The 26118-nt window shown below is 56.5% G+C and carries 21 protein-coding genes and 1 pseudogene; 4 read left to right on the forward strand and 18 right to left on the reverse strand.

What is annotated here, in order from left to right; all coding sequences use genetic code 11:
- Positions 1–149 precede the first annotated feature (149 nt).
- From dgcN to AC0L8G_RS15285, 3 genes are all read left to right on the forward strand, one after another.
- Positions 150–1187, forward strand: coding sequence for an N-acetyltransferase DgcN (dgcN, locus tag AC0L8G_RS15275; protein WP_473385032.1), 1038 nt, complete (start codon positions 150–152; stop codon positions 1185–1187).
- Entirely contained in the window at positions 1145–2134 is a 990-nt protein-coding gene (gene dgcA / locus AC0L8G_RS15280) for an N-acetyl-D-Glu racemase DgcA (RefSeq protein WP_473385033.1), read from the forward strand. The genes dgcN and dgcA overlap by 43 nt, the downstream gene beginning before the upstream one ends.
- 98 nt (positions 2135–2232) lie before the next feature.
- The gene (locus AC0L8G_RS15285) at positions 2233–3825 is read left to right on the forward strand and encodes an N-acyl-D-amino-acid deacylase family protein (protein ID WP_473385034.1); all 1593 of its coding nucleotides are present in this window, start codon (positions 2233–2235) and stop codon (positions 3823–3825) included.
- A 290-nt stretch (positions 3826–4115) separates the two neighbouring features.
- Here the strand turns inward: AC0L8G_RS15285 and AC0L8G_RS15290 are convergent, their stop codons facing one another.
- From AC0L8G_RS15290 to AC0L8G_RS15340, 11 genes are all read right to left on the reverse strand, one after another.
- On the reverse strand, positions 4116–5039 hold the full coding sequence (locus AC0L8G_RS15290; protein ID WP_473385035.1) for a LysR family transcriptional regulator: 924 nt from the start codon (positions 5037–5039) through the stop codon (positions 4116–4118).
- 94 nt (positions 5040–5133) lie between these two features.
- A complete protein-coding gene (locus AC0L8G_RS15295) occupies positions 5134–5964 on the reverse strand; it encodes an SDR family NAD(P)-dependent oxidoreductase (RefSeq protein ID WP_473385036.1) in 831 nt (276 codons plus the stop codon).
- A 173-nt stretch (positions 5965–6137) separates the two neighbouring features.
- The gene (locus AC0L8G_RS15300; protein WP_473385037.1) at positions 6138–7409 is read right to left on the reverse strand and encodes a dicarboxylate/amino acid:cation symporter; all 1272 of its coding nucleotides are present in this window, start codon (positions 7407–7409) and stop codon (positions 6138–6140) included.
- 127 nt (positions 7410–7536) lie between these two features.
- Complete coding sequence (locus tag AC0L8G_RS15305) at positions 7537–8721, reverse strand: lipid-transfer protein (RefSeq protein ID WP_473385038.1); 1185 nt, start codon at positions 8719–8721, stop codon at positions 7537–7539.
- Between the two features lie 184 nt (positions 8722–8905).
- Positions 8906–10117, reverse strand: coding sequence for an alpha/beta hydrolase (locus tag AC0L8G_RS15310; protein WP_473385039.1), 1212 nt, complete (start codon positions 10115–10117; stop codon positions 8906–8908).
- A gap of 5 nt (positions 10118–10122) precedes the next feature.
- Positions 10123–10854 (reverse strand): alpha/beta fold hydrolase, encoded by a 732-nt coding sequence (locus tag AC0L8G_RS15315; protein WP_473385040.1) that lies wholly within the window; start codon positions 10852–10854, stop codon positions 10123–10125.
- A complete protein-coding gene (locus AC0L8G_RS15320) occupies positions 10739–11332 on the reverse strand; it encodes an alpha/beta fold hydrolase (protein WP_473385041.1) in 594 nt (197 codons plus the stop codon). The genes AC0L8G_RS15315 and AC0L8G_RS15320 overlap by 116 nt, the downstream gene beginning before the upstream one ends.
- 76 nt (positions 11333–11408) lie before the next feature.
- Entirely contained in the window at positions 11409–12803 is a 1395-nt protein-coding gene (locus tag AC0L8G_RS15325; RefSeq protein WP_473385042.1) for a serine hydrolase domain-containing protein, read from the reverse strand.
- Between the two features lie 156 nt (positions 12804–12959).
- Complete coding sequence (locus tag AC0L8G_RS15330) at positions 12960–15713, reverse strand: TonB-dependent receptor plug domain-containing protein (protein WP_473385043.1); 2754 nt, start codon at positions 15711–15713, stop codon at positions 12960–12962.
- A 614-nt stretch (positions 15714–16327) separates the two neighbouring features.
- Entirely contained in the window at positions 16328–16942 is a 615-nt protein-coding gene (locus AC0L8G_RS15335; RefSeq protein ID WP_473385044.1) for an ornithine cyclodeaminase family protein, read from the reverse strand.
- A 19-nt stretch (positions 16943–16961) separates the two neighbouring features.
- The gene (locus tag AC0L8G_RS15340) at positions 16962–17117 is read right to left on the reverse strand and encodes a hypothetical protein (protein WP_473385045.1); all 156 of its coding nucleotides are present in this window, start codon (positions 17115–17117) and stop codon (positions 16962–16964) included.
- Positions 17118–17467: 350 nt separating this feature from the next.
- On the opposite strand from AC0L8G_RS15340, the gene AC0L8G_RS15345 reads away from it, so the two are divergent.
- On the forward strand, positions 17468–18412 hold the full coding sequence (locus AC0L8G_RS15345; RefSeq protein ID WP_473385046.1) for an IclR family transcriptional regulator: 945 nt from the start codon (positions 17468–17470) through the stop codon (positions 18410–18412).
- A 224-nt stretch (positions 18413–18636) separates the two neighbouring features.
- Here the strand turns inward: AC0L8G_RS15345 and AC0L8G_RS15350 are convergent, their stop codons facing one another.
- The 7 genes and pseudogenes from AC0L8G_RS15350 to AC0L8G_RS15380 all read right to left on the reverse strand — a co-directional run.
- The gene (locus AC0L8G_RS15350; RefSeq protein WP_473385047.1) at positions 18637–19071 is read right to left on the reverse strand and encodes a VOC family protein; all 435 of its coding nucleotides are present in this window, start codon (positions 19069–19071) and stop codon (positions 18637–18639) included.
- A gap of 48 nt (positions 19072–19119) precedes the next feature.
- Positions 19120–20034 carry an aldo/keto reductase gene (locus AC0L8G_RS15355; RefSeq protein WP_473385048.1) on the reverse strand — a complete coding sequence of 305 codons (915 nt, stop codon included), beginning with the start codon at positions 20032–20034 and terminating at the stop codon, positions 19120–19122.
- The gene (locus tag AC0L8G_RS15360; protein WP_473385049.1) at positions 20031–20990 is read right to left on the reverse strand and encodes a threonine ammonia-lyase; all 960 of its coding nucleotides are present in this window, start codon (positions 20988–20990) and stop codon (positions 20031–20033) included. Before AC0L8G_RS15360 ends, AC0L8G_RS15355 begins: the two co-directional genes overlap by 4 nt.
- 1 nt (position 20991) lies before the next feature.
- Positions 20992–22332 carry an amino acid permease gene (locus AC0L8G_RS15365; RefSeq protein WP_473385050.1) on the reverse strand — a complete coding sequence of 447 codons (1341 nt, stop codon included), beginning with the start codon at positions 22330–22332 and terminating at the stop codon, positions 20992–20994.
- Positions 22333–22508: 176 nt separating this feature from the next.
- Complete coding sequence (locus AC0L8G_RS15370) at positions 22509–24056, reverse strand: AMP-binding protein (protein WP_473385051.1); 1548 nt, start codon at positions 24054–24056, stop codon at positions 22509–22511.
- Positions 24057–24510: 454 nt separating this feature from the next.
- Positions 24511–25416: a M17 family metallopeptidase gene (locus tag AC0L8G_RS15375; RefSeq protein WP_473388888.1), complete on the reverse strand. Its 906-nt coding sequence runs from the start codon at positions 25414–25416 to the stop codon at positions 24511–24513.
- A gap of 120 nt (positions 25417–25536) precedes the next feature.
- Positions 25537–25977, reverse strand: a pseudogene (locus AC0L8G_RS15380) (hypothetical protein); the annotation flags it as partial.
- Between the last annotated feature and the right edge of the window lie 141 nt (positions 25978–26118).

Genomic DNA, 26118 nt, shown 5'->3' on the forward strand with positions numbered 1-26118 from the left:
GGTCCATTACAATGTATTGTAATCATTAGAAAAATGCGCCCGCGCAAGCATCTTCTATAAACCAGGGTTATAGCTCGCCGATACAGTTTGATAGGCATGCTCGTTTTTTTCCTGCCAAAATTATCCGGCACAAAGTGAAGACACGCATCATGATTCAAACACCCTATTTGCTCTATCTCGGCTCCACTTCCGATCCTGTCGCAATCAAGACGTCTCGCGGGGTCGCCATGTTTCGCCGCCAGGATTGCGTCGGTGAATTCTCTACCGGCGACGCCGCTTTGACCCTCGACCTGCCACGAATGAATTTTCCCGAAGCCGCTGCGGCAGGCGCTCGAACGCTTATTCTTGGCGTCGCCAATGCCGGCGGAACTTTGGAGGACGATCTCATCAATGATTGCGAGGCCGCTCTGGACGCCGGACTGGACATCGCGTCAGGGCTGCATTCACGCCTGCGCGACAACCCACGCCTTCTGGATGCGGCCAAACGCAATGGTCAAAAGCTATTCGATGTGAGAGATGTTCGCACCACCTTGCCGGTTGGAAATGGTCTGCCGCGCGCCGGAAGACGGCTTTTAACCGTTGGAACAGATTGCTCGGTTGGCAAAATGGTCACCACGCTTTGCCTTGAGCGGGCAATGCGGGCGCGGGGCATGACGGCGGATTTTCGCGCGACCGGACAGACCGGAATATTGATAACAGGAGCGGGCGTTCCCCTCGACGCCGTGATCGCCGATTTCATTTCCGGAGCAATTGAGATGCTTTCACCGGCGCGAAACGACGGCGGCTGGGATCTGATCGAAGGCCAAGGCTCGCTCTTTCATGCCTCTTTTGCAGGCGTGTCAACCGGATTGCTGCACGGCGCGCAGCCCGATGCGATCGTGATTTGCCATGACCCGAAGCGCAAACACATGCGTGGCTTACCGCACTTTCCGCTTCCTTCGCTTAAAGATACGATAGAGGCGAACATTCGTGTCGCGAGCCTTACCAACCCTGACGTCATTGCCGTGGGCGTTGCGCTGAACACATCCGGTATGGGACAATCTGAAGCCATGGCGCTTTGCGAACAAGTTGCAAACGAAATTGGCCTGCCCGTCACCGACCCCATCGCCTTTGGCGTCAAGAATATCATTGATCGGATCGAAGAATGCTTCGGCGACTACACGCAACCCAATCTTCGTTTGGCCTGAACCGGCCCTTCCGGATTTCACGCGGGATCAAAACTGCGGCGGAGGTCATCACCGTCGAGATCAAGCAAAACGGCGTGAGTGGACGCGGCGAAGGCGTGCCTTACGCCCGTTATGGCGAAACGCTTGAAAGCGTGCTCGAACAGATCGAATTGGTGCGCGCCGCTATCGAAGACGGCGCCGGGAGAAGCGAACTGCTTGACCTTATAGCGCCAGGTGCAGGCCGCAACGCCCTGGATTGCGCATTGTGGGATCTTGAATCCCGCATCGCCGGCTCCAGCGTCGCCAAACTCATGGGATGGCCTGAAGCAGCCCCTGTCGCCACGGCAATGACGATCAGCCTTGATACGCCTGAAAATATGGCCAAGGCGGCGGCGGCGCTTAGACATGTTCCGCTGGTGAAAGTGAAAGTGGATGGCCGCGATCCACTCAGCGCTATCCGCGCCGTACGTGAAGCAGCGCCAAGACCGAGGCTCATCGTCGACCCAAATGAAAGCTGGAGCATGGCGACGCTTGCCGATGCACAGTCCGAACTGGCTACATTGAATGTCGATCTTTTGGAGCAGCCGCTGCCCGCCGACCACGACGAGGAGCTTGAGGGATTCACGCCATTGGCGCCCCTAGCCGCCGATGAATCAGGGCATGGGCCGGGCGATATTCCGGCGCTGGCCAAACGCTACCAATTCATCAATATAAAGCTCGATAAAACCGGTGGCCTTACTGCCGCTCTTGCTGTTGCAGACGCCGCCCAAAAGGCTGGCCTCGGACTTATGGTGGGTTGCATGGTGTCAAGTTCGCTGTCGATCGCGCCAGCCTTAATCCTGGCGCAAAAATGCGCGTTCGTGGATCTCGACGGCCCTACTTGGCTTACCGAAGACCGCGCCAATGGCGTGACGGAAAAAGGCGGCGTGCTCGCGCCCGCAAGGCCAGGTTTCTGGGGAGGATCATAACCTCCCCTTGAAATTTGCTCGGGCCGTATGAGCGCATCACCTGTTTCTGAAGCCGGCATTACCGCAATAATGCTCAAACAGTACTGTAAGGACATCTCATGAAACTTAACGGCACAACACTGGCCGCGGCGAGCCTCCTGCTGCATGTGGCATTGCCAGCGAATGCTCTGGCTGGCGAGCCCGAAGATGCGACCTATGACATCCTCATTCGCGGCGGCACGATTTATCCTGGCGGCGGCGACCCGTTCAATGGCGATATCGCAATTACGGGCGATCGCATCACTTATGTGGGCCCTCCTGCGGATCATGCCTCCGAGCGCACAATAGACGCCACCGGCTTGATCGTAGCGCCTGGTTTCATCGACCCCCACACACATATCGAAACGGCATTGATGAGCGAGCTGCCCGCAGCGCGGCTGGTTCTCCCATTTCTCACTCAAGGCGTCACGACAGCTTTTATCGGAGTTGACGGCCTGGGGAGCCCGGATCTCGAAGCTACTTTTGGCAAGAACACCGGACACGACTACGGGGTTAATTTCGCGAGTTATGTGGGGTTCGGCGAATTGCGAAAACTAGCCGTCGGCCTGGACGATCGCGAGCCAACCCCGTCTGAGCTCGCCGCAATGACCGCGCTCACCGAAAAGGCGATGTGCATGGGCGCGCTGGGGCTTTCAACGGGTCTGTTTTACGCCCCGCAGAGTTATGCAAAAGTCGGCGAGGTCGTCGCCCTCGCCCGGGCTGCGGCGAAATATGGCGGCGTCTACGATAGCCATATTCGCGATGAATCCAGCTATACGGTCGGGTTGGAAAAAGCGATTGACGAGGCTTTGCTGATCGGACGGGAAGCGAATATTCCGGTTCACATCGCTCACATCAAAGCGTTGGGCGTCGACGTTCAAGGAGAAGCCCCCGCCATTATCGCAAAAATCGAAAAGGCGCAGAGAAACGGACAGGTCGTCCACGCTGATCAATATCCGTGGAACGCCTCAGGCACTGGCCTTTCGGCCGCGCTCGTCCCACGCTGGGCGCAGGACGGCGGACGCGACGCAATGCTCGCTCGTTTCGCTAATCCGGCGGAAATGAAACGCATCAGAGTTGAGATGGCCGAAAACATGCGGCGCCGCGGCGGCCCGGCATCTCTACTCATCATGCGCGGCCCCGCCGATGTGATTGGCAAAACATTGCAGGACCTGGCTGCCGCTTCAGGTCATGATCCGGTGCAGGCAGCGATAGACGTGCTAAAGCGGTCGGAAGCCGGCGTCGTTTCCTTCAATCAGGCCGAGAGTGATATCATTGCCTTCATGAAGCGCCCCTGGGTCATGACCGGTTCCGACGCGTCGCTTGGGCATCCGCGTTATTATGCTTCGTTTGCGCGCAAATATGCGACCTATGTCAAGGACAAAAAAGTTATCGACCTTCGCACTTTTATCGACCGATCCACAAGCTCGACAGCGGAGATATTCGCGCTCGAAGGACGAGGGCGCCTGAAGGTCGGCGCGTTCGCTGACGTGATCGCTTTTGACCCAGAGACGTTTGCACCCCGCGCCGACTACGCCAATCCGTTCTTGTTCTCAACCGGGCTGAACACTGTGGTGATAAACGGCCAAATCGCTATCGATAACGGCGAGCCGACCGGCGTGGCGGCCGGCCGACCGCTGCCGCACAGCCCGACAGCAAAAAACTGCAAGTGAGTTGCGACACGATGTAAATGATCGCACAGTCTGCGCCAACGTCATGACATTAATGGTATTTGACCACTTACGGAAGAGTAGGAAAGTTTGATCCGATGTCTGCCAGTCATTGCTGCCCCGTTCACGCTAGAATGCAGGTGGACGACTTCGGCAGCGTGACGCAGGCTTCGGATGAGTTTCCGCCAAACTCTCCCGTTACACCGTCATTGCATTTTCACTCCATTGGATTTAGCCTTATGCGGAGAGCGCAGTGGAAAATCACAAGCATCTTAGCCGGCTCTCAAATTCGTTCATGCTTCTTCGATGCACGCCCTGAGAAACTCCAGAAACTCAGAGGCTGCATGCGAAAAGGGCCGACTTTCCAGAGTCATTGCATATACGTCAAAGGCCACACCGGGTCGAAGCGGTCGGAATTGAACCTGTTCATCTGTTGCAAACATAGCAGTGAAATTGTCCAGCAGCGCCATGCCAAGCCCCTCCCTGACAAGCGCCGATCCGATGTAGAAAGTGCGAGCGGATGCAACCTCGTTCAACAAAACCTCGGCGCGTTCTAGCTCCGCACGCAAAAGATCGCCAATGGGCCCGCTTTGCGCGAGGCTGATGAACCGCCTGTCCTTCACCAATTCCAACGGCACCCGCTTCGGGGCGTCGGGAAAATCATTGTCGCGGTACAAGAGCCCGAGCTCACCTTCGCCAATCCATTCTGAAACCAACGGAAGACCGGGAGGAACCTTGTACGCAATCGCGATATCGGCTTCTCGCTCATACAAGCTTCTGCCTATTTCCTCGTGATGTAGCGTCTGAAGGTCGAGAAATACATCGGGATGCTTCCGTGAAAACATAGCCACTGCACGGGGCAGAATATGCAGCGCAAGCGATGGCAAAACGGAAATGCGCAACGAACCCGAACCGCGACGCATGTTGCCGGTGACATGCCGCAACGACGTTATCTGCTCGAAAATATTCGCAACGTCGGCGAAGATGGCATGTGCATCCTCAGTCGGCACGAGCCTGCCGCCGCGCCTGTCGAACAGTGGAAAGCCGAGCATTTGTTCGGCATGCTTGAGCGTTTTCGTAACAGCCGGTTGAGAGATGCTTAACGCTCGCGCTGCAGCGCTGACGGTCCCATTCACGTAAACGGCGTGAAATATCTCGATATGACGCAGTTTCATGGCATGACTTTGGAAAACCGCATTGATCGATTGCTCTGACAAGCACTCGCCTCAATCGACGCCGTACAAGGAATTACATCCCCTTGGATGGTGGCGGCCGCAATATAGCTATCCATATCTGAATTCTGTCGCTCTTTCATACGCTCAATCCGCCGCTGACCAGCAAGACCTGGCCGCTCACATAGTTGCTCTCCGGCGCGCAAAAGAGATAGATTGACCCTGCCGCCTCTTCCGTCGTGCCCGCGCGCGCCAATGGAACTTGACTCACGACCGCCTCCAGCATAGGCGCCGACACTCCGGCCCTAACCTGCTGGCCATCGATTTGGAAGCGCGTGTCCGGATTGTCGTTTGACTTCGTCAACCTCGTCTCGATGAGGCCGAATGCGACACAGTTGACGCAGACTTTGTATCGCCCCCATTCCTTAGCAAGCGTCTTCGTCATACCCACAATGGCGGACTTGGCGGAAGAATAGTTCACCTGGGCGGGATTCCCATTGGTGCCTGACACGGATGAAACGTTGACGACTTTGCGGATAACCTCTCGGCCTTCTTCGGCTTCCAGCTTCGCCATCGCGCGGATCGGTTCGGCGGCGGCGCGCAGGATGCGAAAGGGGGCCAAGACATGAACCTCGAGCATCGACTGAAACTGCTCGTCCGTTTGTTTTTGAATTAGCCCGTCCCACGTATAGCCTGCGTTGTTTACGATAATATCCAACCCGCCAAAGGTATCCAGAGCCGTCTTCACGAAGCGGTCTCCGAAATCCGACGCCGAAACATTGCCGACACATGCGACAGCTTGTCCTCCCGCTGCGAGAATCAACTGAACCACTTCATCGGCGGGCGCCTCGTCGAGATCATTCACCACGACACGCGCCCCTTCAGACGCCAGTTTCAGCGCTGCAGCTCGCCCGATCCCTCGCCCGGCCCCTGAAATAATTGCAACTTTACCTGCAAGTTTTACAGACATCGGCATACTCCCAACCATTGCGGCATTTTCTTCGGCGTGGATTTCCTGACCACGTAATGCGCTGCAGGCGATGATCTTTGAAACTGCGTACGCGCCTTGCCTTCATCTTGCCGCTCCGCCGCCGCAAGGCGAACCAGAAAAAAGGCGGATCGCCTCCATGGCGCCAGACTCTATCACTCCACTGCACGCCTGCGAAAAACGTCCTCGTCCAGTGCGCCTTCTGACTTCGCCACAGTCACTGTGATCGCCGCGTCGCCAGTGACATTCGTCACAGTTCGCATCATGTCCAGAATTCTATCAATCGGGAAAATGAGACCGAGGATAAGACCTGTATGCTCCGGCGAAACGTTGAAGACGCTTACGACCGTAGCGAACAAAAATAAACTTGCAGAAGGTATGCCCGCCGTGCCGACGGACGCTAATGTGGCGGTAAGCGCAATCAGGCAGTAATGGTGAAAATCCAGATCGTAGCCGAAAGCCTGAGCGGTGAAGAGCGCAAGTGCGCCAAGATATAAGGCCGTTCCGTCCATGTTGACAGTCGCCCCAAGCGGCAAAACGGAAGACGCGACCGATCTTCCCACGCCGAGATTATCAACCGCATTTGACATCGTTACGGGCAAAGTGGCGGAGCTGGATGAAGTTGAGAACGCCACCATCTGCGCATCGAGAACACCACGCAGAAAATTCAGCAGCGGCAACTTTAAAACCAAGCGCATCAGCCCGCCATAGATCAAAAGCATGTGGATAAGACAACCAGCATACACGACCAGAGCTAGCTTGACGATGCTGAGCAACGTCTCAAGGCTTTGAGTTCCTGCAGTATGGGCGACGAGCGCGAAAACCCCAAAAGGTGCAAGCTCCATGACCAAATGAGTCACGTTCAACATTGCGTCGCCGGCCGCGTCAAAAAAACGGCCTGCAGGTTGACCGCGCTCGCCAGACATCAATATCCCAACCCCCAACAGAATTGCAAAGAAGATGATGGAGAGAAAATCCCCATCAACCAATGCCGCGAAAGGGTTATTCGGGATGATGTTGAAAAGCCGGTCTTGAGCGCTCGGCGCCTCGACGTCAAGCACCCGTGGCTCGACAGAACCGAAGTCGACGCCAACACCTGGCTTAAAAACAAAACCAAGCGCCAACCCTATCGTAATAGCGAAAAATGTCGTCACAAGATAAAGCGCAATCGCTTTAGCGCCGATGGATCCCAACTTCCGCGGATCGCCAATGGCATAAACACCGGAGACCAGCGTAAAAAACACCAGCGGCACGACAAGCATCCGGACAAGCCGGAGAAAAATGTCGCCAACCACGCGCACTTGAACCAATATATCTCGCGCCTGGTCGGGCGATGCAAATATCGCAAGGGCCGCGCCGAACACGACGCCCAAGACCAAGCCAAGCAATACCCGTTTCCAAAGCTTGATTGAAAACCATAACTTCATTATGCGCCCCCGCATCCGCGTATGCGCAGACTTAAAAAGTCCTGACTTTCCATGACGTCGGGCGGCGCTTTGGCGCCAGACCTGGTTACGTGATTCATGCCGGCAAGGCCTTCGCGATTCGGCGCATTCACGCGGCCTTCCCATAAAGGGTCACGACGCAAGCACCCCCCAGCCCGACATTGTGCTGAAGTCCATGCCGCGCACCCTCGACCTGACGTCTGTCAGCACTCTCACGCAGCTGGTTGACGATCTCGTAACATTGCGCGAGCCCGGTCGCACCGAGCGGGTGCCCTTTTGACAGAAGTCCGCCTGAGGGATTTGTAACATGTAGGCCGCCGTAGGTGTTCTGAGCGTCTCGGATATACCGCTCCGCCCCGCCTTCCTCGCACAACCCCAGAGCTTCATAGGAAATGAGCTCGTTGGTCGTGAAACAGTCATGCAATTCGACAAGCTGAATTTCATTGGGGCCAATACCCGAGTCTTGGTAAACTTGATTTGCGGCGGCCTTGCTCATGTCATAACCAACAACGCTCATCATCGAACGACCATCAAATGTGCCCGCAAAATCAGTAGTCAAAGCCTGCGCCACAATCTCGACCGGAGCGCGCAGGCCAAGGCGCGCAGAGAACGCGGGCGAGACGAGGATCGCCGCCGCCGCGCCACAGGTCGGCGGGCAGGCCTGGAAACGCGTAATCGGTCCGTAGAGCCGCTTCGCTGCCATGACGTCTTCCAACGTTAGGGGCTCGCGCAGCAGCGCAAGCGGGTTGTTCGCAGCATGGCGGCGCGCTTTGACTGAAATCAGAGCGAAGGTTTCGTCGTTGACGCCGTAGCGCTGCTGATATTCGAGCCCGCCGCCTCCGAATTGCTGTGCGGCGATCGGGGCGGTGTCGTCGAAACCTTGTATCTCGGCCTGTTTGGCCAAATGAAAGTCTAAAGTCCGCTTTCGATCATTAAATACGAGGCCTAGCGCTCCAGGAAGCATCTGCTCAAACCCGACTGCGAGAACACAGTCCGCAGCGCCCTGTGCAATAGCCTGACGTCCAAGATAAAGCGCAGTGGAGCCCGTAGAGCAATTGTTGTTGACATTTACGATCGGAATGCCAGTGCAACCTACGCGATAAATCGCCGACTGGCCCGCCGTAGAGTCGGCATATACATATCCGGCATAGGCCTGCTGAATTTGATTGTAGGATATGCCAGCATCCTCGAGCGCCAGGCGGATTGCTTTCTCCGCCATAACATCCCAGTCCTCGCTGGCGCCTGGTTTAGTGAAAGGGATCATGCCGACCCCGGCAATACGCGCCTTACTCATTCGCCATAGTCCCTTACTATATTTTTCTAAAGTTCATGCCCACGCAGAGATGGCGCCGGTTTGTTTCCATATATTCGTCCAGAACGCTGTAAGTTCGCGAAGACAGGGCCAACCCGCCACAGGCTTCGACCGGGCGTTGGATTTCGCAGGACTGTCCGCACTCATTGACGCTCACACCGGCGCCTTACTCGTCAATCCGGACGCCAGCGTCGGCCGCGCAACGCTCGGCTTCCTCTGGCGCGCGACCAAGCGCAGCGGGCCGCACGATCGCGCCGAGAAATCGGTTAAGTCGGCCCGGTTCCTCCAATAGAAACGCATGCGCCGAATTGGGGAACTCAACCCACATTTTATATGGCGCACATATCTTGTCGTAGAAGTCCCTCGACAATGTCAGTGGAGTCTGCCAGTCGTAATGCCCGGTCACAATGAAGACCGGCACTTCAAACTTGGTTCCGACATCCTTCTCAACGCTCCATCCGCTTACGGACCGATCCGTCTCCTCTGTGATTTCGGGGGGTAGCGGTCTGGTGCGTCCGAATAAGCGTCTGAGGAACTCTTGGTTCGTGACTTCCGGGGACCCTGCCCACAAGGCAAGCGTCCTGGATGACCAGGACGCGCCGGGCCCCTGGAAATTACGCCAGGAATAACCGTGACGATAGATCTCGCCCATCACCGTTGCCCTCCAGCGCTTTCGCGCCTCTTCATCGCTATAAGACGGAATCTTATCCGAAAGAGCCGCGAGCTTATCGAACAGCGCGTCGTTCCCGGTCTCCTGGGCCATCGCCATGAGCAGGCGGCGCGACTCTTCGCCAGACCCCTCTCTTGAGATCACCTGGCCAATGCCGACATACGCCGCAATCAGATCAGGCCGGCGCTTGGCGACCTCAACACCGAGGACTGAACCCCAGGACTGTCCCACCACAACGACTTTTCGTCCGAAACGCTCGTTGAGATAGGTCAACAACTCTAACGTATCTGAGACCAGCTGCTCCTTGTTCAACGTACCGCGCAGCGCCGCAGCGCCGTCTACGCCTGACCGGCCCGCGCCGCGCTGATCCCACTGCACCATCACAAAGTCGTCTTCCCAAGGCCGCTGAAACGAGTAGGAGATGCCCGACAATGCGCCGCCAGGACCGCCATGCAGGAAAAGGATGACAGGCGCATCGCGGTCCCGACCTCTTATCTGTATCCACTGTCGCGCCCCGCCTAGCCGAATATATTTCGATTCCTCAACACCGTTCTCGGCGACGATCTGGCCAATCTCGCGATATGCAACCGTCATCATGGTGCGCAGCTTCAGGAAACCCATCGAGAATCCAAGCGCAAATACAGCTGCGACGAGCAACAATCCGCCAACCGCCAAGCCGCCGCGTTTAAGCCAAACCCTTTTACGCATGCGTTCTACCCCTCGTTTCGTTTCGGCGCCGCGCACCGCTCAGCCTCTTTGGGCGCAAGGCCAGACGCCGCCTGAAGCACCGTTTCACCGAGAAAGCGATTAAGCCTTCCCTGCTCTTCACGCAGCAACGCATGGGCGGAATTGGGGAACTCGACCCACATTTTATACGGCGCACATATCTCGTCGTAGAAGTCGCGCGCCAATGTCAGCGGAGTTTGCCAATCGTAACGACCGGTCACGATGAAGACCGGCACTTCAAAGTTGGTTCCTACATCATTCTCAACACGCCATCCGCTTACGGATCTTTCTGTCTCCTGCTGAATTTCAGGAGGCAACGGCCGGCGACGTCCCCGCATCCAGTCAATAAGCTCGCGGTTCGTCACATCCGGGGACGCCGCTCTTAGGGCGACTGTTCTCGACGACCACGACACGCCGGGGCCCTGATAATTATGCCAGGAATAGCCGCGGCGATAGATCTCTTCCGAGACCGTCTTCCTCCAGCGTGCACGCGCCTCTTTCTCACTATGAGGCGGCACCTCGTCCGGAACGGCCGCGAGTTTATCGTATAGAGCTCCGTCACCCGCCTTCTCCGCCATCTCCATGAGCAGACGACGCGACTCTTCAAAAGTCGGCTCCCACGCCGTCATCTGACCCATTCCGACATATGCCTCGATGAGGTCGGGCCGGCGCTTCGCAACTTCGACGCCCAAAACCGTGCCCCAAGACTGTGCGACCACGACGACCTTCCGGTCGAGATCGACGATTAAGGTAGGTCAGCAACTCAATTGCGTCTGCGACCAGCTGCTCTTTGTTCAAGGTGCCGCGCAGCGCCTCGCCGCCTTCGACGCCGGAACGATTCGCACCGCGCTGATCCCACTGAACAACCACGTAATCATCTTCCCAGGGACGTTGAAAATAATACGCGGTCTGGGTGACCGCACCGCCGGGGCCGCCATGCAGAAACAGCAAAACCGGCGCATGCTGGTTTTGCCCGCGAATTCTGACCCACTGCCGGGCCCCGCCCAGACGAATGTATTTCCCCTCATCAATGCCGTCGGGCGCCACGATGCGGCCGATCCCGAGATACGCATCCGTCATTATGCTGCGGAATTTGAAAAAGCCGGCGCCGTACCCTGCCGCAAAGACCACAGCGAGAAAAGCGAGGCCCGCACAAGTCAAACCAATCCGCTTAAACCACGTCATATGTCGTGTCATAAGATCAGCTCCCCGATATTGTTCAGGCTACGCGAGACAAGTCGACGAAGTCGTTGTAGTCGCCGCTTCCTGCCGCCTAATGCTCCCGGACGAAGTGCATTTCCAGCCTCGCCACGGATAGTTCAAAACCGTTGCGGTCGCTGTTTGGGCGCAGTTCGACTGGACCAGCCGTGTAAACATCTTCCGCAACCCTTTTAAGCGCGAGCTGGCGCAACACCTCGCTGTCTTGTCCCAAAACGGTTATCTCGAGCATGTCGCTTTTAAGCTCCAGCTCATAAACTGCATCCAAGTCATTCGAGCGATAGCGGCCATTCAGATCAGATAACGCTTCCGCCGCAGTAGCCGCGCCAGGACTCCGCTGAAGCTGACCCCGGGGCAAGCTACTATCAAATGCTGCAACTATCTTGTCGGTAAGTGCGTTTGGCTCGACATCGCTGCGATTGCAGAGGAGCGCGACACCCACGCGGGCCTTTTGGTTGCGGGCAAAGAAGTTCCTAAAACCATTCGCCGCACCGCCATGGCTAACCCAATCTGACCCTACCTCCAGGCCGCTTGCATAATAAGTTTCCGAAGCATCAGCATGCGCCTTGCCATTATCCATTTGGCCAGGCTCAACCATTAGCTCCAAGAGGGCGGGTGTCCAGACCTGGCGCCCGCTGTCAATGTCATGGTCCCACTTAGCAAGATCACTAACCGTGGTGATCAGACCTCCCGAACCGCCAAAGAGCGGATAGTCATCAGCCTGACGAACCGACCCATCGTGTATGGCATAGCCATGAGCAAGGTTAGGGCCGCTTGGGCGCGCGCCGGATAAGATATAGCTGCGCGTCATGCCTAGCGGTCGCAAGATTTGTTCGTCGACGTAGCGGTGGAAAGGCGTCTTTGAAACTCGTGCAACGATCTCCGACAGCAGCAAATAGCCTCCGTTGCTGTACGCATATTGCGTGCCTGGCTTAAAATCAGTCTGGCTTTGCCTGAGAGTCAGGCGGAGCGCTTCGGCGCGTGTCGCCTTCGACCAGTCCATCTGCCCATTGAAGATCAGGAGAAAAAGCGAGTCTCGGATACCGGAAGTGTGATTAAGCATCATACGGACGGTTACCGGCCGCTGATACGCCGGCATTTCCGGCAGATACGTGCGAATATCCTCATCGAGACCGATCTCGCCCTGCAAGACCAGCTGCATGACGGCGACTGCTGTAAAATGCTTGGAAACCGACGCCGCGTAGAATTGCGTATCGATATTGAGCGGGCGCTGACTTTCGATATCGGCGGCGCCGGACGCTACAGCGTAAAGCGTGTCACCGTTACGGAACACGCCGGCGGCGCAGCCGGGACCAGCTAGGCCAATTGGATCAGCAATTGCCGCACGAATCTCAGATTCTATCGCCGCGGGCGTGTCGGATGCTGACACGGATGCTGACGCGATTGCAGACAAACCAGCGCATATGGAGAGTGTGAAGTGGCGGAACATGGTTTCTCCTTATTTTTTTAGATAGCGCGATAATTTTTATACTGCGTAAACGTATGTTTCCTGCGCGGGTCGCTGATTATTCGCCGGTCCGGCCGGGCAGACCGACGGCCGCGCTAACAGGCATGGGGCGATCGCATTGCGACCGCCCCATGGTCTTTAAAATTCCGCCGACACTCCAGCCGAAACGTAGGCGCCGATGGTGTCATAGATGCGGGAAGCAAAACCCACATAAGGCGGATCGACGTCGAATATGTTGTTTGCGTTGGCGAATACCGTAAAACGGTCATCGATTTTATATCGGGCATTCAAGTCGATATAAATTCTCGCGTCGACATCGTTATTCAGGATTTCCTGACCGGTCGTCGGATTCGGCAACGCCCATTTCCCGGAACCGAAATACCGCGCCCGGACGTCGAGGCCAAAACCCCCGTTTTCAAAACCAACCGTACCGGTCACGCGAGTTTTCGCCATACTGAAGGTGCTTGCTTCACCGACAATCCCCGCATGGTCAGCGATGCGAATCCCGTCGTCAATGTCAAGCTTGAACAGGCGCGTCGCGAACACCCGAAGGCGCAGCTGTCCTGGCAAGTTCGCACTGATAGCATTGAGCGGGGTTACGAAAGACGCTTCCACATCTATCCCGCGCGTATCGTATTCGGCGAGGTTGCGATAGGTGCGCTGGATAGATGCGATTGAACCATCGGACTCTCGAGCGACGACGCCGCCGCAAGTCGGGTCACCAGGCGCATTGGCGAAGCAATCGTTGAGCGTGTCCTGCGGTGACAGCGTCGCGATGACGTCGTCGATTTTGATCTCATAATAGTCCAAAGAAAGCTGCAATCCTGGCACAGAACCCGGGGAATAAGACCCGCCGATCGCTAACGTATGAGAGACTTCCGGATCCAGATTGGGGTTCCCGCCACCGAAATTCGTGACGCTTGCCTGAGCGACGCCTGGTGTTGAACTGCCGGGCAATGTCCGGAACGGGTCAATTACGGGATTGAAACTGGTCCTTTGGCTTGAAAAGAGCTCCAGGATATTCGGCGAACGGATATCGCGCGAATAAACACCGCGAAGCAACAAATCTTCAAACAATCGGAGCGTGGCCCCGCCCTTCCACGACCAGATGCCGCCGCTCGTGCTATAGTCGGAATAGCGGGCCGCCCCGTTTACTTCGAATTTGGCGATACCGTCCGTATTTAGCAGCGGCACGTTAACTTCGCCGAACACCTCTTTCACGCTGAAGCCGCCGCCAAGCGGAGAATAATTGACTGTAAGCGCCCCAGCGGCTGACAATGGATCAACGTAATTCGGTTCAATTTCCTCCCAACGGAAATCAGCACCGACCGCCGCATCGACCGGCCCGGCCCATGTGGCGAAGAGTTCCCCGCGCAGCGCGCCGCCGGCCGCATCAAGCTTGGTTGTTTCAATCATCTGCCGCGACGCAAATGAATAGGCGGCCGCCTCCGGGGTGATGCTGCCGTTGCCGAACAGATTGATCGGCACACAAGCCGGATCGTCATCGGCCGTACTGGCGTTCGCGTTTATGCGGCAGGTCGGCACGCCGCCCACAAGCACCGCGTCGGCCGCCTGGACGATTGAGAGGCGGGCGGTGTTATGAGTCTGTGTATTATTTCGTTCCTCACCATGATTGTAATAGAGGTTGTACTCCCAGTCGCCAAAACTACCCTCAAGCCCGACCGCCCCCTCAAGCAGGCGACGGCTATAATCGAAATTCATCTGTGTGTCCGGCTGACCAATATCAGTGAGAAGACGGCCGAGACGAAAGCTCGCCGGCACACCAGCAGCGTCCAGCTGCGCACGCGCCGCAGGTGTGAGAAACGCGTTGTCAGGCGCAATAAAAGCGGGGAACGTTTGTGCATAAAACGGATACTCCGCCGACATTCGGGTGTAGTTCAGATCGACCCACAGTTTGGCCGCTTCGCTGAATTCATAGCTGGCGCGCCCAAACAAGTTCACCCGCTGATATGGAGCGGAAACGCCATAAAAATCATTTGCAAGCTGCCCATTGCCACCGACAGTCGTCGCACCGAAAGTTTCGGAACCGAGAACTAGCGGCGCAACCGACCCATCCGGATTGAAGATCAGGTCATAGGGCGCGCCGGTCGCCGGATCGAGAATCGCGCCGCCGATGTTAGCGACCCGGGAGTTCGGATCATGGACCAGAATCTGATCGCCATTGGCCCGTACAAACAAGCCTGACTCGAGCGCCGGTCGGTCTTTACGGCCGACACCCTCAATCCCTTCATCCTTTCGGATTTCCGTCGCGAACATCACATGCCCACGGCCATCGGCAAATTTCTTGCCTAATGCGACATGCCCCCCATACCGGGCGCCATCGCCGCGAGAGGCGATGCCGCCCTCAACACCGGCGCGCACCCCTTCCAAATCGTCATTGAGAATTATGTTCACAACCCCCGCTACTGCGCCCGAGCCCCAAGCAGCAGAGGCGCCGCCTGTCACGACGTCAACGCGCTCGACGATACTTTGGGGAACTGTATTGAGGTCGCCAGATCCGACAAAACGATGCCCGTTGAGCAAGGTCAACGTCCGGTCCGTCCCAAGTCCGCGCAAGTCCGTACCGGCACGACCGCTCTGCACCGTCGGGCCCGTAGTCGCCGGAACGAGGGTCGATCGGAATTGCGGCAAATCGTTTAGGACTTCTGCAACACTTGGACGGTTGCCCTGTCGCAACTCGGCCTCGCCGAGCACTGCAGTCGGCGTCGGCGCATCGAACCCATCCCGCTTAATACGGGAAGCAGATACGACGATAACATCGTCCTCCAGGACCGATTCGCCCCCTGCGCTGTCCTGAGCGAATACCGGACCGCTTACAACCATCGACGAAAGAGCGCTGCACGCAAGCAGCTTAGCAATTTTAGCGTTCATGTGAACTTCCCCTACTTTTCCAGTGATTGCCTCGACATTTGGCGCTTTTTCGGCCCCGCATGTCAGAAAACAATCCCGACTATCTCATATTATGAGATAGTCATATCATAATTATGAAACACTACCAAGCTAAAAATTTACGCCCAAAATTCCGGCGCCGCTCAAGGTCGTCAGCCGGCTATCCTTGGCGGAACGCAAAGGACCCGTACAGGCGGAGATAGCGGCTGGCGCCGACGCCAAGAAAACAACCAGAACTAGAGTATTTTCGGGCATGACGGTCTTAGTGGTAAATCTGCAGACAAGCCGAGACGCGATACAACTGTGCTGTCAGAGAAAACCAGCCTGTCATGCCTAAGGCAGGTTTTGATGATTTAATGATGAATGTCGCGTACGCCAGCACCGACATAATGCGTGCCTGCCGATCAACGCTATACGCGCCGGTCGTGAGGCGCCATAAACATCTTCAGGCCCGCGCCTCAACTCCATTATCGGACCATACAAAGCGAATTTAATACACTCAGCATACGCATTATAAATGCGAGAAGAAACGAAGGAACCGGCCGTTCGGTGGTTGTCCCCTAGAGTCGCGATGACGCGACGCTTCAATCGACAACTCAGAAACGGACAACAGATCCTTCGGCCGCCTCATGTGCCCGGGAATACAGAAACCACCCGGCAGCTAGATCCTGGATAACTGAACCGAGAGACTTATATAGCGTTACCTCGTCGGACGTAGCACGCCCTGGCAAAACACCGGCCATAACCTCGCCGATCTCCCCGATGATGTGATCGTCGCCAACAAGCCCCAAGGCCTTAGCGTGGAGAAACTCTGCGCCCTGCCGCAACACGCCTTCCCGATGATCGGCGAATAGGCGTCCGCGCATAACGAGCGCATCATCAATCTCACGCGGCCCGGCGCGACTTGAACCCACGACGTTGACATGGGCGCCCTGCGCAACCCACTCGCTCCTCAGAACAGGCTCGGAGGCAGCCGTCACGGTGCAAATCATATCCGCATCGCGAACAGCCTCTTCCGATGTTGCAAACGCCATTGTCGGCACGCCGAGCGTGACTTCTAGAGTCTCCGCCAGGGCCCGCGCCTTGGGAAGCGATCGGGCCCACAATCGAATTTGCGTTAATGGCCGCGCCTGGGCGATCGAAGCGGCATGGTTTTCCGCCTGCTCGCCCGCCCCAAGAATAGCAAGCCGCCGAGCCTCAGGCTTGGCCAACGCCTGGGTTGCTGCGGCGCTAGCTGATGCCGTGCAGAATCGCCGTGACCTCACCAGCATGGATGATGGCGACCGGCGCGCCGGTCGATGGATCGAACAGCGCGAGAACACCCTGATGAGACTGGCCGCCAATGGCGACATTCTCCGGAAAGACGCTGATCAGCTTTGCGCCCATCGCCTCCTTCATTGTCCCCGGCATTACGCCGAACGCGCGCCCCCTCCCAGGTCGATAATCTGGCGTAGCAATTGCTGCGTTTGTCCTCTAGATAGTGCGATCATCGCCTCACGCATCAGCGGCGTACAGGCATCATAAGGCAATAGACGCCGCACCGTCTCTCGATCAATCACAAGCAGTTCTGACATTCATCCTCGCACATTGAGCAGCAAAATCAGAGGACTCTTTATTGTGCGATTGAAATCAACCACGCAAGCTCTTATCGTAGTATTGCGGCCAGGGAGAACAAACCGGTATAAAAGGCATTGACTATGCTGCGCCGGCGTCTGGAGTTGTTCATAGCGAATGACATGAGCCGTTTTGCGTCTTGCCTTGGAAACCCAACCGGCTATTCATTTCCTATGTCAAAAAAAGCACCCTCTTCTCCGTCAAGCTCGCGCGCCGCCAAGTCAAAACAAGACGGCAAAACCACAAAACCCGCGCAAGATCAGCGTCAGGCCCGTGGGAAAGAGGAGTTGGAGGAGGTTGACGACGGCGGCGGCAACATCCAGGGCGCCCAAAGTTTGCGCCGGGCGGTGGCGGTGCTTCGCGTGGTGTCTCAATGGGGTGACCGCGGCTGCCGTCCCAAATTCGTCGCTGAACAAACCGGACTTCATCTGGCGACCGCCGACCGAATCCTTAGAGTAATGGCCGACGAAAAAATGCTCGAACGCTTCGGTCCTGACCGGTTGTATCGGATTGGCCCGGAGATCGTATTCTTAGCAGCCGTACGTGGCCAGCAATTCTCTCTCGGCGCGCATTATGACGCCTCACTTCGTGAATTAACCGATCGGATCGGAGAGACGTGCTATCTTTGGCTGAGAATTGGCGACCAGGCTACTTGTCTCGCTCGGTACGAAGCGGATGCCTTCATAAGAGTTTTGAGCGGCGATGTCGGCGTACGGCTTCCTCTTGGAGTCGGAGCGGGCACGCTGGGCATATTGGCTTTCCTTCCAGAGGAAGAAATGCGCGCAACGGTCCAGAGAAATGAGCGCTTGTACCGCGCTTACAACTTGACTGCCGAAGAGGTGATTGAGGCTGTATTGCTCGGCCGCAGGCTGGGTTACGGGTTTAAGGACAATTATTTCGTTCCTGAGGTGGTGAGCCTATCGCTGCCGATAACCGACTCGCATGGCGCGGTGCTGGGATCAATTGGCGTCGTCACATTTCGGTCCAGGTTAACCGAAGCTAAGCGAGCAGAGTATTTGAATGGCCTGAGACACGTTCTCGACAGCGTTCCGCCCCCAAACGACTAGAACCCTTTGCACAGTTGCACATCATTCGCGTCAACAAACAGCTCAGGCGAGACCAGTGGAGTCTGTGGCGAAATGCTACTCAATGGATCGTTCTTACAGCAGTAAGCTCTGATAGCAGTTGTCACCCATGTAATTCAAGGTGACGATTATTCTTCCGATCTCCAGATCACGCGTATTTTGCACCACCCGTCCGCAGGAACCGGCGCGCCGCAGGTTTTTAACGCCTACCACTCACCTTGGTCCCGCATTGATAGCCACGGTTCTTGGGGCGGGAGTGTTTTCCGATCTGCTTGGATCAGTTCGATAGAGATATTATCGGGCGTTTTTATAAACGCCTGATGACCATCACGAGGCGGGCGATTAATAATCACGCCAGCGTCCGCCAGACACCGGCATGTTTCATATATGTCATCGACGTAGAAACAGAGATGGCCAAAATTGCGCCCGCCTTCATAATCCGCGTCATGGTCCCAGTCGTGCATGAGTTCAATCTGGGCTGCATCTTCATTATCGTCCGCCGCCAGCAAATACAGTGTGATGCGACGCTCTTTTCTCTCGTGTCGCTCCACCTCTCTGATGCCGAGAAGTTCAAAGAACTTCAGCGTCTCTTCGGGATTAGACACCCGTAACATTGCGTGCCAAAATTTCGTGACAGTCATCGGCAGTAGCCCTCTTTTGCAATGCAATCGATTGATCGCATATCGGTCTCATTCCTTTCCGATTGCATAAGCGTCGAATTGATCGATGGAGCGCGGCGCAATAATGAGCGACTCTACGCCAGCCGTGTCGAGGATGAAACGCAGAGCAGCGGCGGCGACGGTCTGGCCCTCGACGGCGGCCTTCCGCCCCAGCGCCTCGATCGCAGCGAAGGCTTCAGGCGTAGTCTGACTTTTGTAATAATCCGGGGCGGCGCTGAGCCGCGTTCCTGACGCCGGCGTTTTTCCGATTTGATATTTTCCGCTCAACAGTCCCCCTGCAAGCGGGCTGAACGCGACATAGGAAAGTCCTTCGTCTTGGACGAGGGGAATCACGTCCGTCAAATCGCCCTGCTCTAATAAATTGAATTGGTTCTGGACATGGGTAAACGCCGCTCGCAACGCGCTTTCGCCAGTTAGCGAGAGAACCGCACGCAAATGTTCAATCGTTGCATTCGATACGCCAAAGCGCGCGATCTTGCCTGCGCTCAACGCACGGTCGAGCGCATCCAGCGTTTCTTCCAGCGGAGTCAGCGCGTCGAACTCATGGAGATAATAGAGATCGATCCGATCGACGCCGAGGCGCTTGAGCGAATGATCGAGATGATTGGCGACTTGTCTGCGGCTCAGCGGCCGCTCGTCGGGAGGGCACCCGTTCGGATTGCCGACCTTGGTTGCTATCTGAATGCCTGATCGCCACGCGACACCCTGCGTTCGCAACCACTCTCCCAGCATGGTTTCGCTGGCTCCGCCGCCATAGGTGTTCGCGGTATCGAACCTGGTTAACCCCAGCGCACGCGCGCGATCGAGCAAGACAAATGCGCGATCACGATCATCCCCCTGATGGCGAAGCGCCGGCGAAGACCCCATGCCGCCAAAATTTCCACAGCCGAACACAATGCGGCCAAGCTCGTCTTTTTTAATCATGTCGGAATGTCTCCACTAAAAATTGCGGCTAACTTCGCCGCATCAATATTGCCGCCGGAGATGATGCAGACGATGTCTCCTTTGCCTGCGCGCCCGGCTATTGCAGCCGCGACGGACGCAGCCCCGGCGCCCTCCACAATCACGCGATGTCGAGCGGCAAGCAGCCGTATCGTATCTACGATTTCCGAAATCGAGGCCGATATGGCTTCATCCACAACCTGTCGGACCAGAGGCCACATTTCGGCAAGCATGGCCCCACTGCCGATACCGTCGACGAAGCTTGGCGAGTAAGGTACGGTGACCGGGCCTTCCGCTCTTAGAGCCGCCGCCAGGGGCTGCGCGGCCTCCGTTTCGACCGCAATCATCCGGGTTTTGGGCCGTAATCTTCGCATCACTGAGCCTACCCCGCTGATCAGTCCGCCACCGCCAAATGGAACGACGATCGCATCGGGCTCGGCAATGTCCTCAAGGATTTCCGCCCCGATGGTGGCATTGCCGGCGATAACGGAATTATCAGCCACCGGATGAAAGAATAACCCTTCTGCACCCTCGAAGCTGCGCCTGTTTAGAGTCTCCCACCACACTTCAAATGGCACCCGGCGCACTTGCGCGCCAAGCGCCTCCAAAGCGTCGGTCTTCATTTTCGCCGCGCCGTCAGGAGCGACGATCGTTACGGGAACAGCCATGGCGCGCGCTGCACGCGCAAGTCCGAGACCAAAATTTCCAGCACTCGGCGCCAGCACGCCTTTTTGCAAGTCTTCATGTTTAGCACTGCGCAGTGCGTGGAATGCGGCCCGAAGCTTGAAAGAACCGAGCGGCTGCAAGTTTTCAAGTTTCAGCCAGATCCGGGTGCCAGGAATATCGACGTCCAACCGCCAAAGCGGGGTTCGCCGCACATGGCCGGCGAGGTTGGCGCGGGCGATCTCAACATCATGAGATGTCGGAAGGCGCAACATGTCAGTCATTGGCGGATACCTTCTCAAAAGGGGGCAGATCGAAATCCGAAAACCGCGGCCGCCAGACCAGATAGGCAATGCTCAGCAGCACAAGCCATGGCAGGCCGACCATCACGGATCTGTTCCAGTCTCGATCGAACGCCATCGTGACGAGGATCGCAGCCAAAAGGAAAAGGCCGATAAACTGAATCAGCGGAAATAAAGGAGTTGTGACCGGCAAATCGGAGCGTCGGTGCACCCTGCGGAATTTCAGATGGCTCAACAGAATGATGGCCCAAACGGTAATCGCTCCAAACAGCGCGACACTCTGTAAATACGCATAAGCGAAGGGTGTAAATTTCGCCAGCATGGCCGCCACCAGAACGCAGACGCCCGACGCGAGAACAGCGACTTGCGGTGATCCATTTTCCTTTAGCCGGCCCAAGGCCGATGGCGCATAGCCTCCGCGTGAGAGCGAGAAGAGCATTCTCGAACAGAGGTAAACATTGGCGTTCATGCCTGATAGCGCAGCGCTGACGATGACAAAGTTCATAATCCCTGCAGCGTAAGGGATCCCGAAGATAGTGAGCACCTTTACGAATGGACTCTCGGACACGGAAACGCTCTCCCCGGTCTGCATCCAGGGTACGACAGTAACGACAACGCCAAGCGCGAGGACATAAAACAACAGCAAACGGATGAGCATAGTCCGCAATGCGGCCGGAATGGTCGACTTCGGGTCAGGCACCTCCCCCGATGTAACGGCGATCACCTCCACCCCCACAAAGGAAAGCATTCCAATTATCACGGCCATCCACACGCCCTGAGCGCCATGCGGCATGAATCCGCCGGGCAATCCATAAAGATTCTCCAGATGGACAGGCTCCGCACCAATGCCGAGAATGTGGGCGACGCCGATTGCGACGAAGAGGACGATCGCCGTAACTTTGATAAAAGATAGCCAATATTCGGCGGCGCCGAAATGCGCGACCGATCGCGCATTCAGAATAATTACAAAAAGGGCGAAACCGAGAGACCAAAGCCAGACCGGAGAACCGGGAAACCAATAAGTCATGTAGATGCCGGCGGCGACTGCTTCGAAGCCCGTCGCAACAACCTGCGCAAACCAATACGTATAGCGAACTACAAAGCCCGCCCAGCGGCTAAGGTAGACTTCAGCATAGGCGCCGAACGATCCTGCTGTCGGATGCATCACCGCCATTTCGGAAAGGCTAAACACGATCGCAATCGCCACAAGTCCAGCAATCGCATAACTGACAAGAACGGCCGGGCCCGCATACCCGATTGCAATGCCGCTTGAAAGAAACAGACTGGTGCCGATCGCTCCGCCCAAGCTGATCATAATCGCCTGCGCTTTAGTAAGACCTTTATGAAGCCCCGCTTCGCGAATATTTATCGATGAATCTAACAAAGCATCCCTCGAAGTCCAAAGCTGTGGTTCGCACTGCTCGTCGGCAGCAGCAACGCCATGAGCACAAGTAAACTGTTCACAAACGCAATCGTTAAATCTCGTTTGGGCTAAAGCGGCCAAGGGCAGCTAAAATGCGTCATGCAGATGCAGAACGCGGCTCTCTCAAACATTGGATTCTGCCAAACCGTATCGCCAACGGCCAGCCTCGCGACCCGATCCTTGCGCAATGCCGACCGACGCGCCTTCCCAGCGTCGTCACGCATGGCTTGGCGCGAGAACTCAAAACTGGACGGTATTTTGTTTGGCGCAACACGCTGGCGCAGGTGAGCGACAAGCTCTCCCACAAATTTATCTTGTGAGACTATTGAGTCTGTTTGAACAATCGCATGGATCGTTTCACCGAACTCGTCGTCCGGCAAACCTATTACCAGAGATGAACTTACATCCTCATGTTCATCGAGCGCAGTTTCGATCTCCGCCGGATAAATATTGGCGCCGCCGCGTATTATGAGATCCGATTTTCGATCGGCGATATAAAGATATCCGTCCTCATCTACGTGCCCAAGGTCGCCATAAGATTCCCAGCCATCGCTCGACGGCGCACTGGGCGCGCCGAGGTAGCGGTACGATTTCTCAATATCGTCTTTTAGACGAAAGAAGATCTCGCCTGTTTCTCCGGTCGCGCATTCGTTTCCATCCGCTCCCACAATCTTCATATAACTGGTGGGGGCTGGTCGGCCTACGGAGCCGGGATGATCGAGCCATTCCACGCCATTTATTATTGCCCCGCCGAATGCCTCAGTACCTGCGTACAACTCCCAAATTCGCTCAGGGCCGATCCAGTCGAGCCAAGCCTGCTTAAGCCAAGTTGGCATGGCGGAAGCCATATGGAATACCGTCTCCAGACTGGACAGATCATACCGCTCCCGAATCTCCTGCGGCAGGCGCCAGATCCGGTGCATCATTGTCGGAACGAGATTTACCCAGTCGACGCGATGCCGTTCAATCAACCGCAAAGCCTCCTCAGGGTTGAAACGGCTCATACTCACCACAGTCCCGCCTATGAATAGTGCGTTATGAGCGGTGAGGAACGGCGCATTGTGGTAAAGCGGGCCCGGGTTGAGCATACAACCGAAAGGTTTTTGCATCATCGCGGGCGCATCAGTATCGAATGTGGCCGCGCGCTGATCGACGATAATTTTCGGCTTGCCGGTAGACCCGCCGCTTAAGATCGCCTTCCAGTTCGGCGCGACCGCCGGGGCTGAAGTTTCCTCGTCACAATCTGGCAATTCCGCCGGTTCGAATAAAACAGGGACCACGGAATTCAGCGCACTACTCTGTTCCCGCGCAAAGACTGCTCCGGGCTTTAGAAGGGCGACGATCTCCGCCAACTGGCCGACGGGCGTATTTTGAGGAACCGGCGCGGGCGTGGCGCCGACCTTCCAGGCGGCGAATGTCGATTCAAAAAACGCCGGTTCGTTGCCCAGCAACAGGATAACGAAATCACCTTGACGAACTCCCGCCGATCGAAGCCAGCTTGCACGACGATCCGACCGAGAATCCAACTCCGCCCAGCTGATTGTTTGATCGCCAAAGACAAGCGCCGCCGCGCCATCCCCCAACTGTTTTGCGTAGTACGAAGGAATAGCCGACATAGGTAATTCATTCACGCGTATCTCTCCCGGCGCCTTTTGATAATCATATTATAAGTATTTAATTCCATATTGTGAATATCTATTATGCACTTGCGGCGCTACGATCGAATACCGCAATTAATACAATAGGTTATCCTGCCTCTGGATATGAGCGGCAGCATCCGTTCAACGCGCCCCAGGTTAAGCGCCGCAGATTGATCGACCGTTCCGGATGACGCTGCGAACAGGCTCGGCACGAGCAGTCCGACAAGAAACCCCCTTGTCTATGCCCGTTTATGACCCGGCTTTTTCATCAGCACTCCCGACGGATGCGCGATGTCGTCAAAGACACGTTTGTTTCAATGGCGCCGGATAAGTTGAGCCCCCAATAGCGGACATCAATATTCCCCTGTTATTCAACCGCCATCTCTGGAAAATCTCTCTTGCAGATATGCAAAGATACCGAGCACCGCCTTCATTTCCCCCCTTCAGGCCGCCCCGGCCGGGACCGAAAATTCCATGTCGCGAGGTCCAAATGAACCCACGGTGATGCGCCGCCGACAAAGCGTTCCAGAAAAAGGGCTGCATAGATTGCTCCCGCAAAAGTCGTCGGCCCGAGATTCAAATCTGCAACGTTTGTTATATCTCCTGCCTTGCCCTTAAGATCCTCAGCATAGGATTGCCAAAGCGGCAAACGGCACATCGGATCTTGCGCCACCCGCGCAGCTTTCAGGAGTTCCGCCGCCAGTTCGTCGTCATTGCAGAACATGGCCGGAATGTCCGGACCGAGCGCAACCATCGCGGCGCTTGTCAAAGTCGCAAAATCCAGGATTAGACTAGGTTCTTCACTAGCGGCTTCCGTGAGCGCATCGGCCAAAATCAGGCGACCTTCCGCATCCGTATTTCCAATCTCAACAGATACGCCATTGCGAGCCCGTACGACGTCCAGTGGTCGCAGCGCATCGGGGCCAATCGCATTTTCGACAGCCGGAATCAGGATGCGAAGCCGGACCGAAAGGCCGGCGTCCATTATCATGCCCGCAAGCGCCAAAACATGCGCGGCGCCGCCCATGTCGAGCTTCATAATGGTGATCTTGCCGCCAGTCTTGAGATCGAGTCCCCCGGTGTCGAAGGAGACGCCTTTACCGACGAGAGTAAGCTTCGGAGCCCTTTCATCGCCCCAGTTTAAATCAATCAAACGGGGCGCGCGCGCGCCTTCGCAACCGGCGGCGCGACCGACTGCGTGAATGAGCGGATAGTTTTCACGAAGCAAGGCGTCGCCGACAATCACTGAACATTTCCCGCCATGCTGAAGCGCCAGCTTTTCTGCGACGCCGGCTATCTCTGCAGGTCCCATTTCCGCAGCCGGAGTGTTAATCATGTCGCGCGCGAGGGCGACCGCGTGATACGCCCGCTTAACAGCAAGACGATCAGAACCTTCAGGCCAGCAAAGCTTTGCCGGCTGCCGGTTTGGACTCTTATAGCGAGAATATTGATAAGCTCCGAGCGCCCAGCCGAGCGCCGACTCTGTGGGCGAGCGGCACGCGGCGAACCGGAAACAGCCTTCCGGCAAGGCGAACGGAAACGATGAAAAGCTCCAACGATCGGGCTGGTCTCCTAGCCCCAAAAGAACTGTGCGATCTTCATCCGGCAGGTAAGCGATTGAATAAGGTTCTGCGCTAAACCCGCAGCTTCTGACAAAATCAGTTGTCCGCTTTGGCTGATCGGCGACCCAGGACGCCAACTCTTGCCTGGTCATCGCGATTAAAGGGCGCGCCGACACATCAGGTTCGGTTAACACTGAAAGCTCATCGGCGCTCATTGAGCGCCGCCGCAACACCGTGCGGCTCCCTTGAAGCAACGCCCCGTTATGTCGTTTCCACACTTTGCCGCGCGCAACGCTAAAAACCAAACGCCGCGCGAGGCAAGCCCATGACCACATACGGCAAGAAGCCCGCCCCCCCAATCGCGCCGCCTTGGTCTTTGCGCCTCAGTCATAGAGTGTACCCCATATTTGATCATATCATAGGTTATACATTTCATATTGTGAAGAATAATGCTATGGCCGGGATCGACAGACAAG

This window comes from Hyphococcus sp. D3-15, from assembly GCF_055809375.1.

Excerpts from the sequence above, each read along its gene's own strand:
- AC0L8G_RS15355 (WP_473385048.1), bottom strand. The coding sequence starts at position 20,034 with ATGATTAAAAAAGACGAGCTTGGCCGCATTGTGTTCGGCTGTGGAAAT.
- AC0L8G_RS15330 (WP_473385043.1), bottom strand. The coding sequence starts at position 15,713 with ATGAACGCTAAAATTGCTAAGCTGCTTGCGTGCAGCGCTCTTTCGTCG.
- AC0L8G_RS15305 (WP_473385038.1), bottom strand. The coding sequence starts at position 8,721 with ATGAGTAAGGCGCGTATTGCCGGGGTCGGCATGATCCCTTTCACTAAA.
- AC0L8G_RS15370 (WP_473385051.1), bottom strand. The coding sequence starts at position 24,056 with ATGTCGGCTATTCCTTCGTACTACGCAAAACAGTTGGGGGATGGCGCG.
- AC0L8G_RS15295 (WP_473385036.1), bottom strand. The coding sequence starts at position 5,964 with ATGTCTGTAAAACTTGCAGGTAAAGTTGCAATTATTTCAGGGGCCGGG.
- AC0L8G_RS15365 (WP_473385050.1), bottom strand. The coding sequence starts at position 22,332 with ATGATCAGCTTGGGCGGAGCGATCGGCACCAGTCTGTTTCTTTCAAGC.
- AC0L8G_RS15340 (WP_473385045.1), bottom strand. The coding sequence starts at position 17,117 with ATGGGCGCAAAGCTGATCAGCGTCTTTCCGGAGAATGTCGCCATTGGC.
- AC0L8G_RS15300 (WP_473385037.1), bottom strand. The coding sequence starts at position 7,409 with ATGAAGTTATGGTTTTCAATCAAGCTTTGGAAACGGGTATTGCTTGGC.
- AC0L8G_RS15325 (WP_473385042.1), bottom strand. The coding sequence starts at position 12,803 with ATGTTCCGCCACTTCACACTCTCCATATGCGCTGGTTTGTCTGCAATC.
- AC0L8G_RS15310 (WP_473385039.1), bottom strand. The coding sequence starts at position 10,117 with ATGCGTAAAAGGGTTTGGCTTAAACGCGGCGGCTTGGCGGTTGGCGGA.
- AC0L8G_RS15345 (WP_473385046.1), top strand. The coding sequence starts at position 17,468 with ATGAGCCGTTTTGCGTCTTGCCTTGGAAACCCAACCGGCTATTCATTT.
- AC0L8G_RS15360 (WP_473385049.1), bottom strand. The coding sequence starts at position 20,990 with ATGTTGCGCCTTCCGACATCTCATGATGTTGAGATCGCCCGCGCCAAC.
- AC0L8G_RS15350 (WP_473385047.1), bottom strand. The coding sequence starts at position 19,071 with ATGACTGTCACGAAATTTTGGCACGCAATGTTACGGGTGTCTAATCCC.
- dgcA (WP_473385033.1), top strand. The coding sequence starts at position 1,145 with ATGCTTCGGCGACTACACGCAACCCAATCTTCGTTTGGCCTGAACCGG.
- AC0L8G_RS15320 (WP_473385041.1), bottom strand. The coding sequence starts at position 11,332 with ATGACACGACATATGACGTGGTTTAAGCGGATTGGTTTGACTTGTGCG.
- AC0L8G_RS15285 (WP_473385034.1), top strand. The coding sequence starts at position 2,233 with ATGAAACTTAACGGCACAACACTGGCCGCGGCGAGCCTCCTGCTGCAT.
- AC0L8G_RS15375 (WP_473388888.1), bottom strand. The coding sequence starts at position 25,416 with ATGATTAACACTCCGGCTGCGGAAATGGGACCTGCAGAGATAGCCGGC.
- dgcN (WP_473385032.1), top strand. The coding sequence starts at position 150 with ATGATTCAAACACCCTATTTGCTCTATCTCGGCTCCACTTCCGATCCT.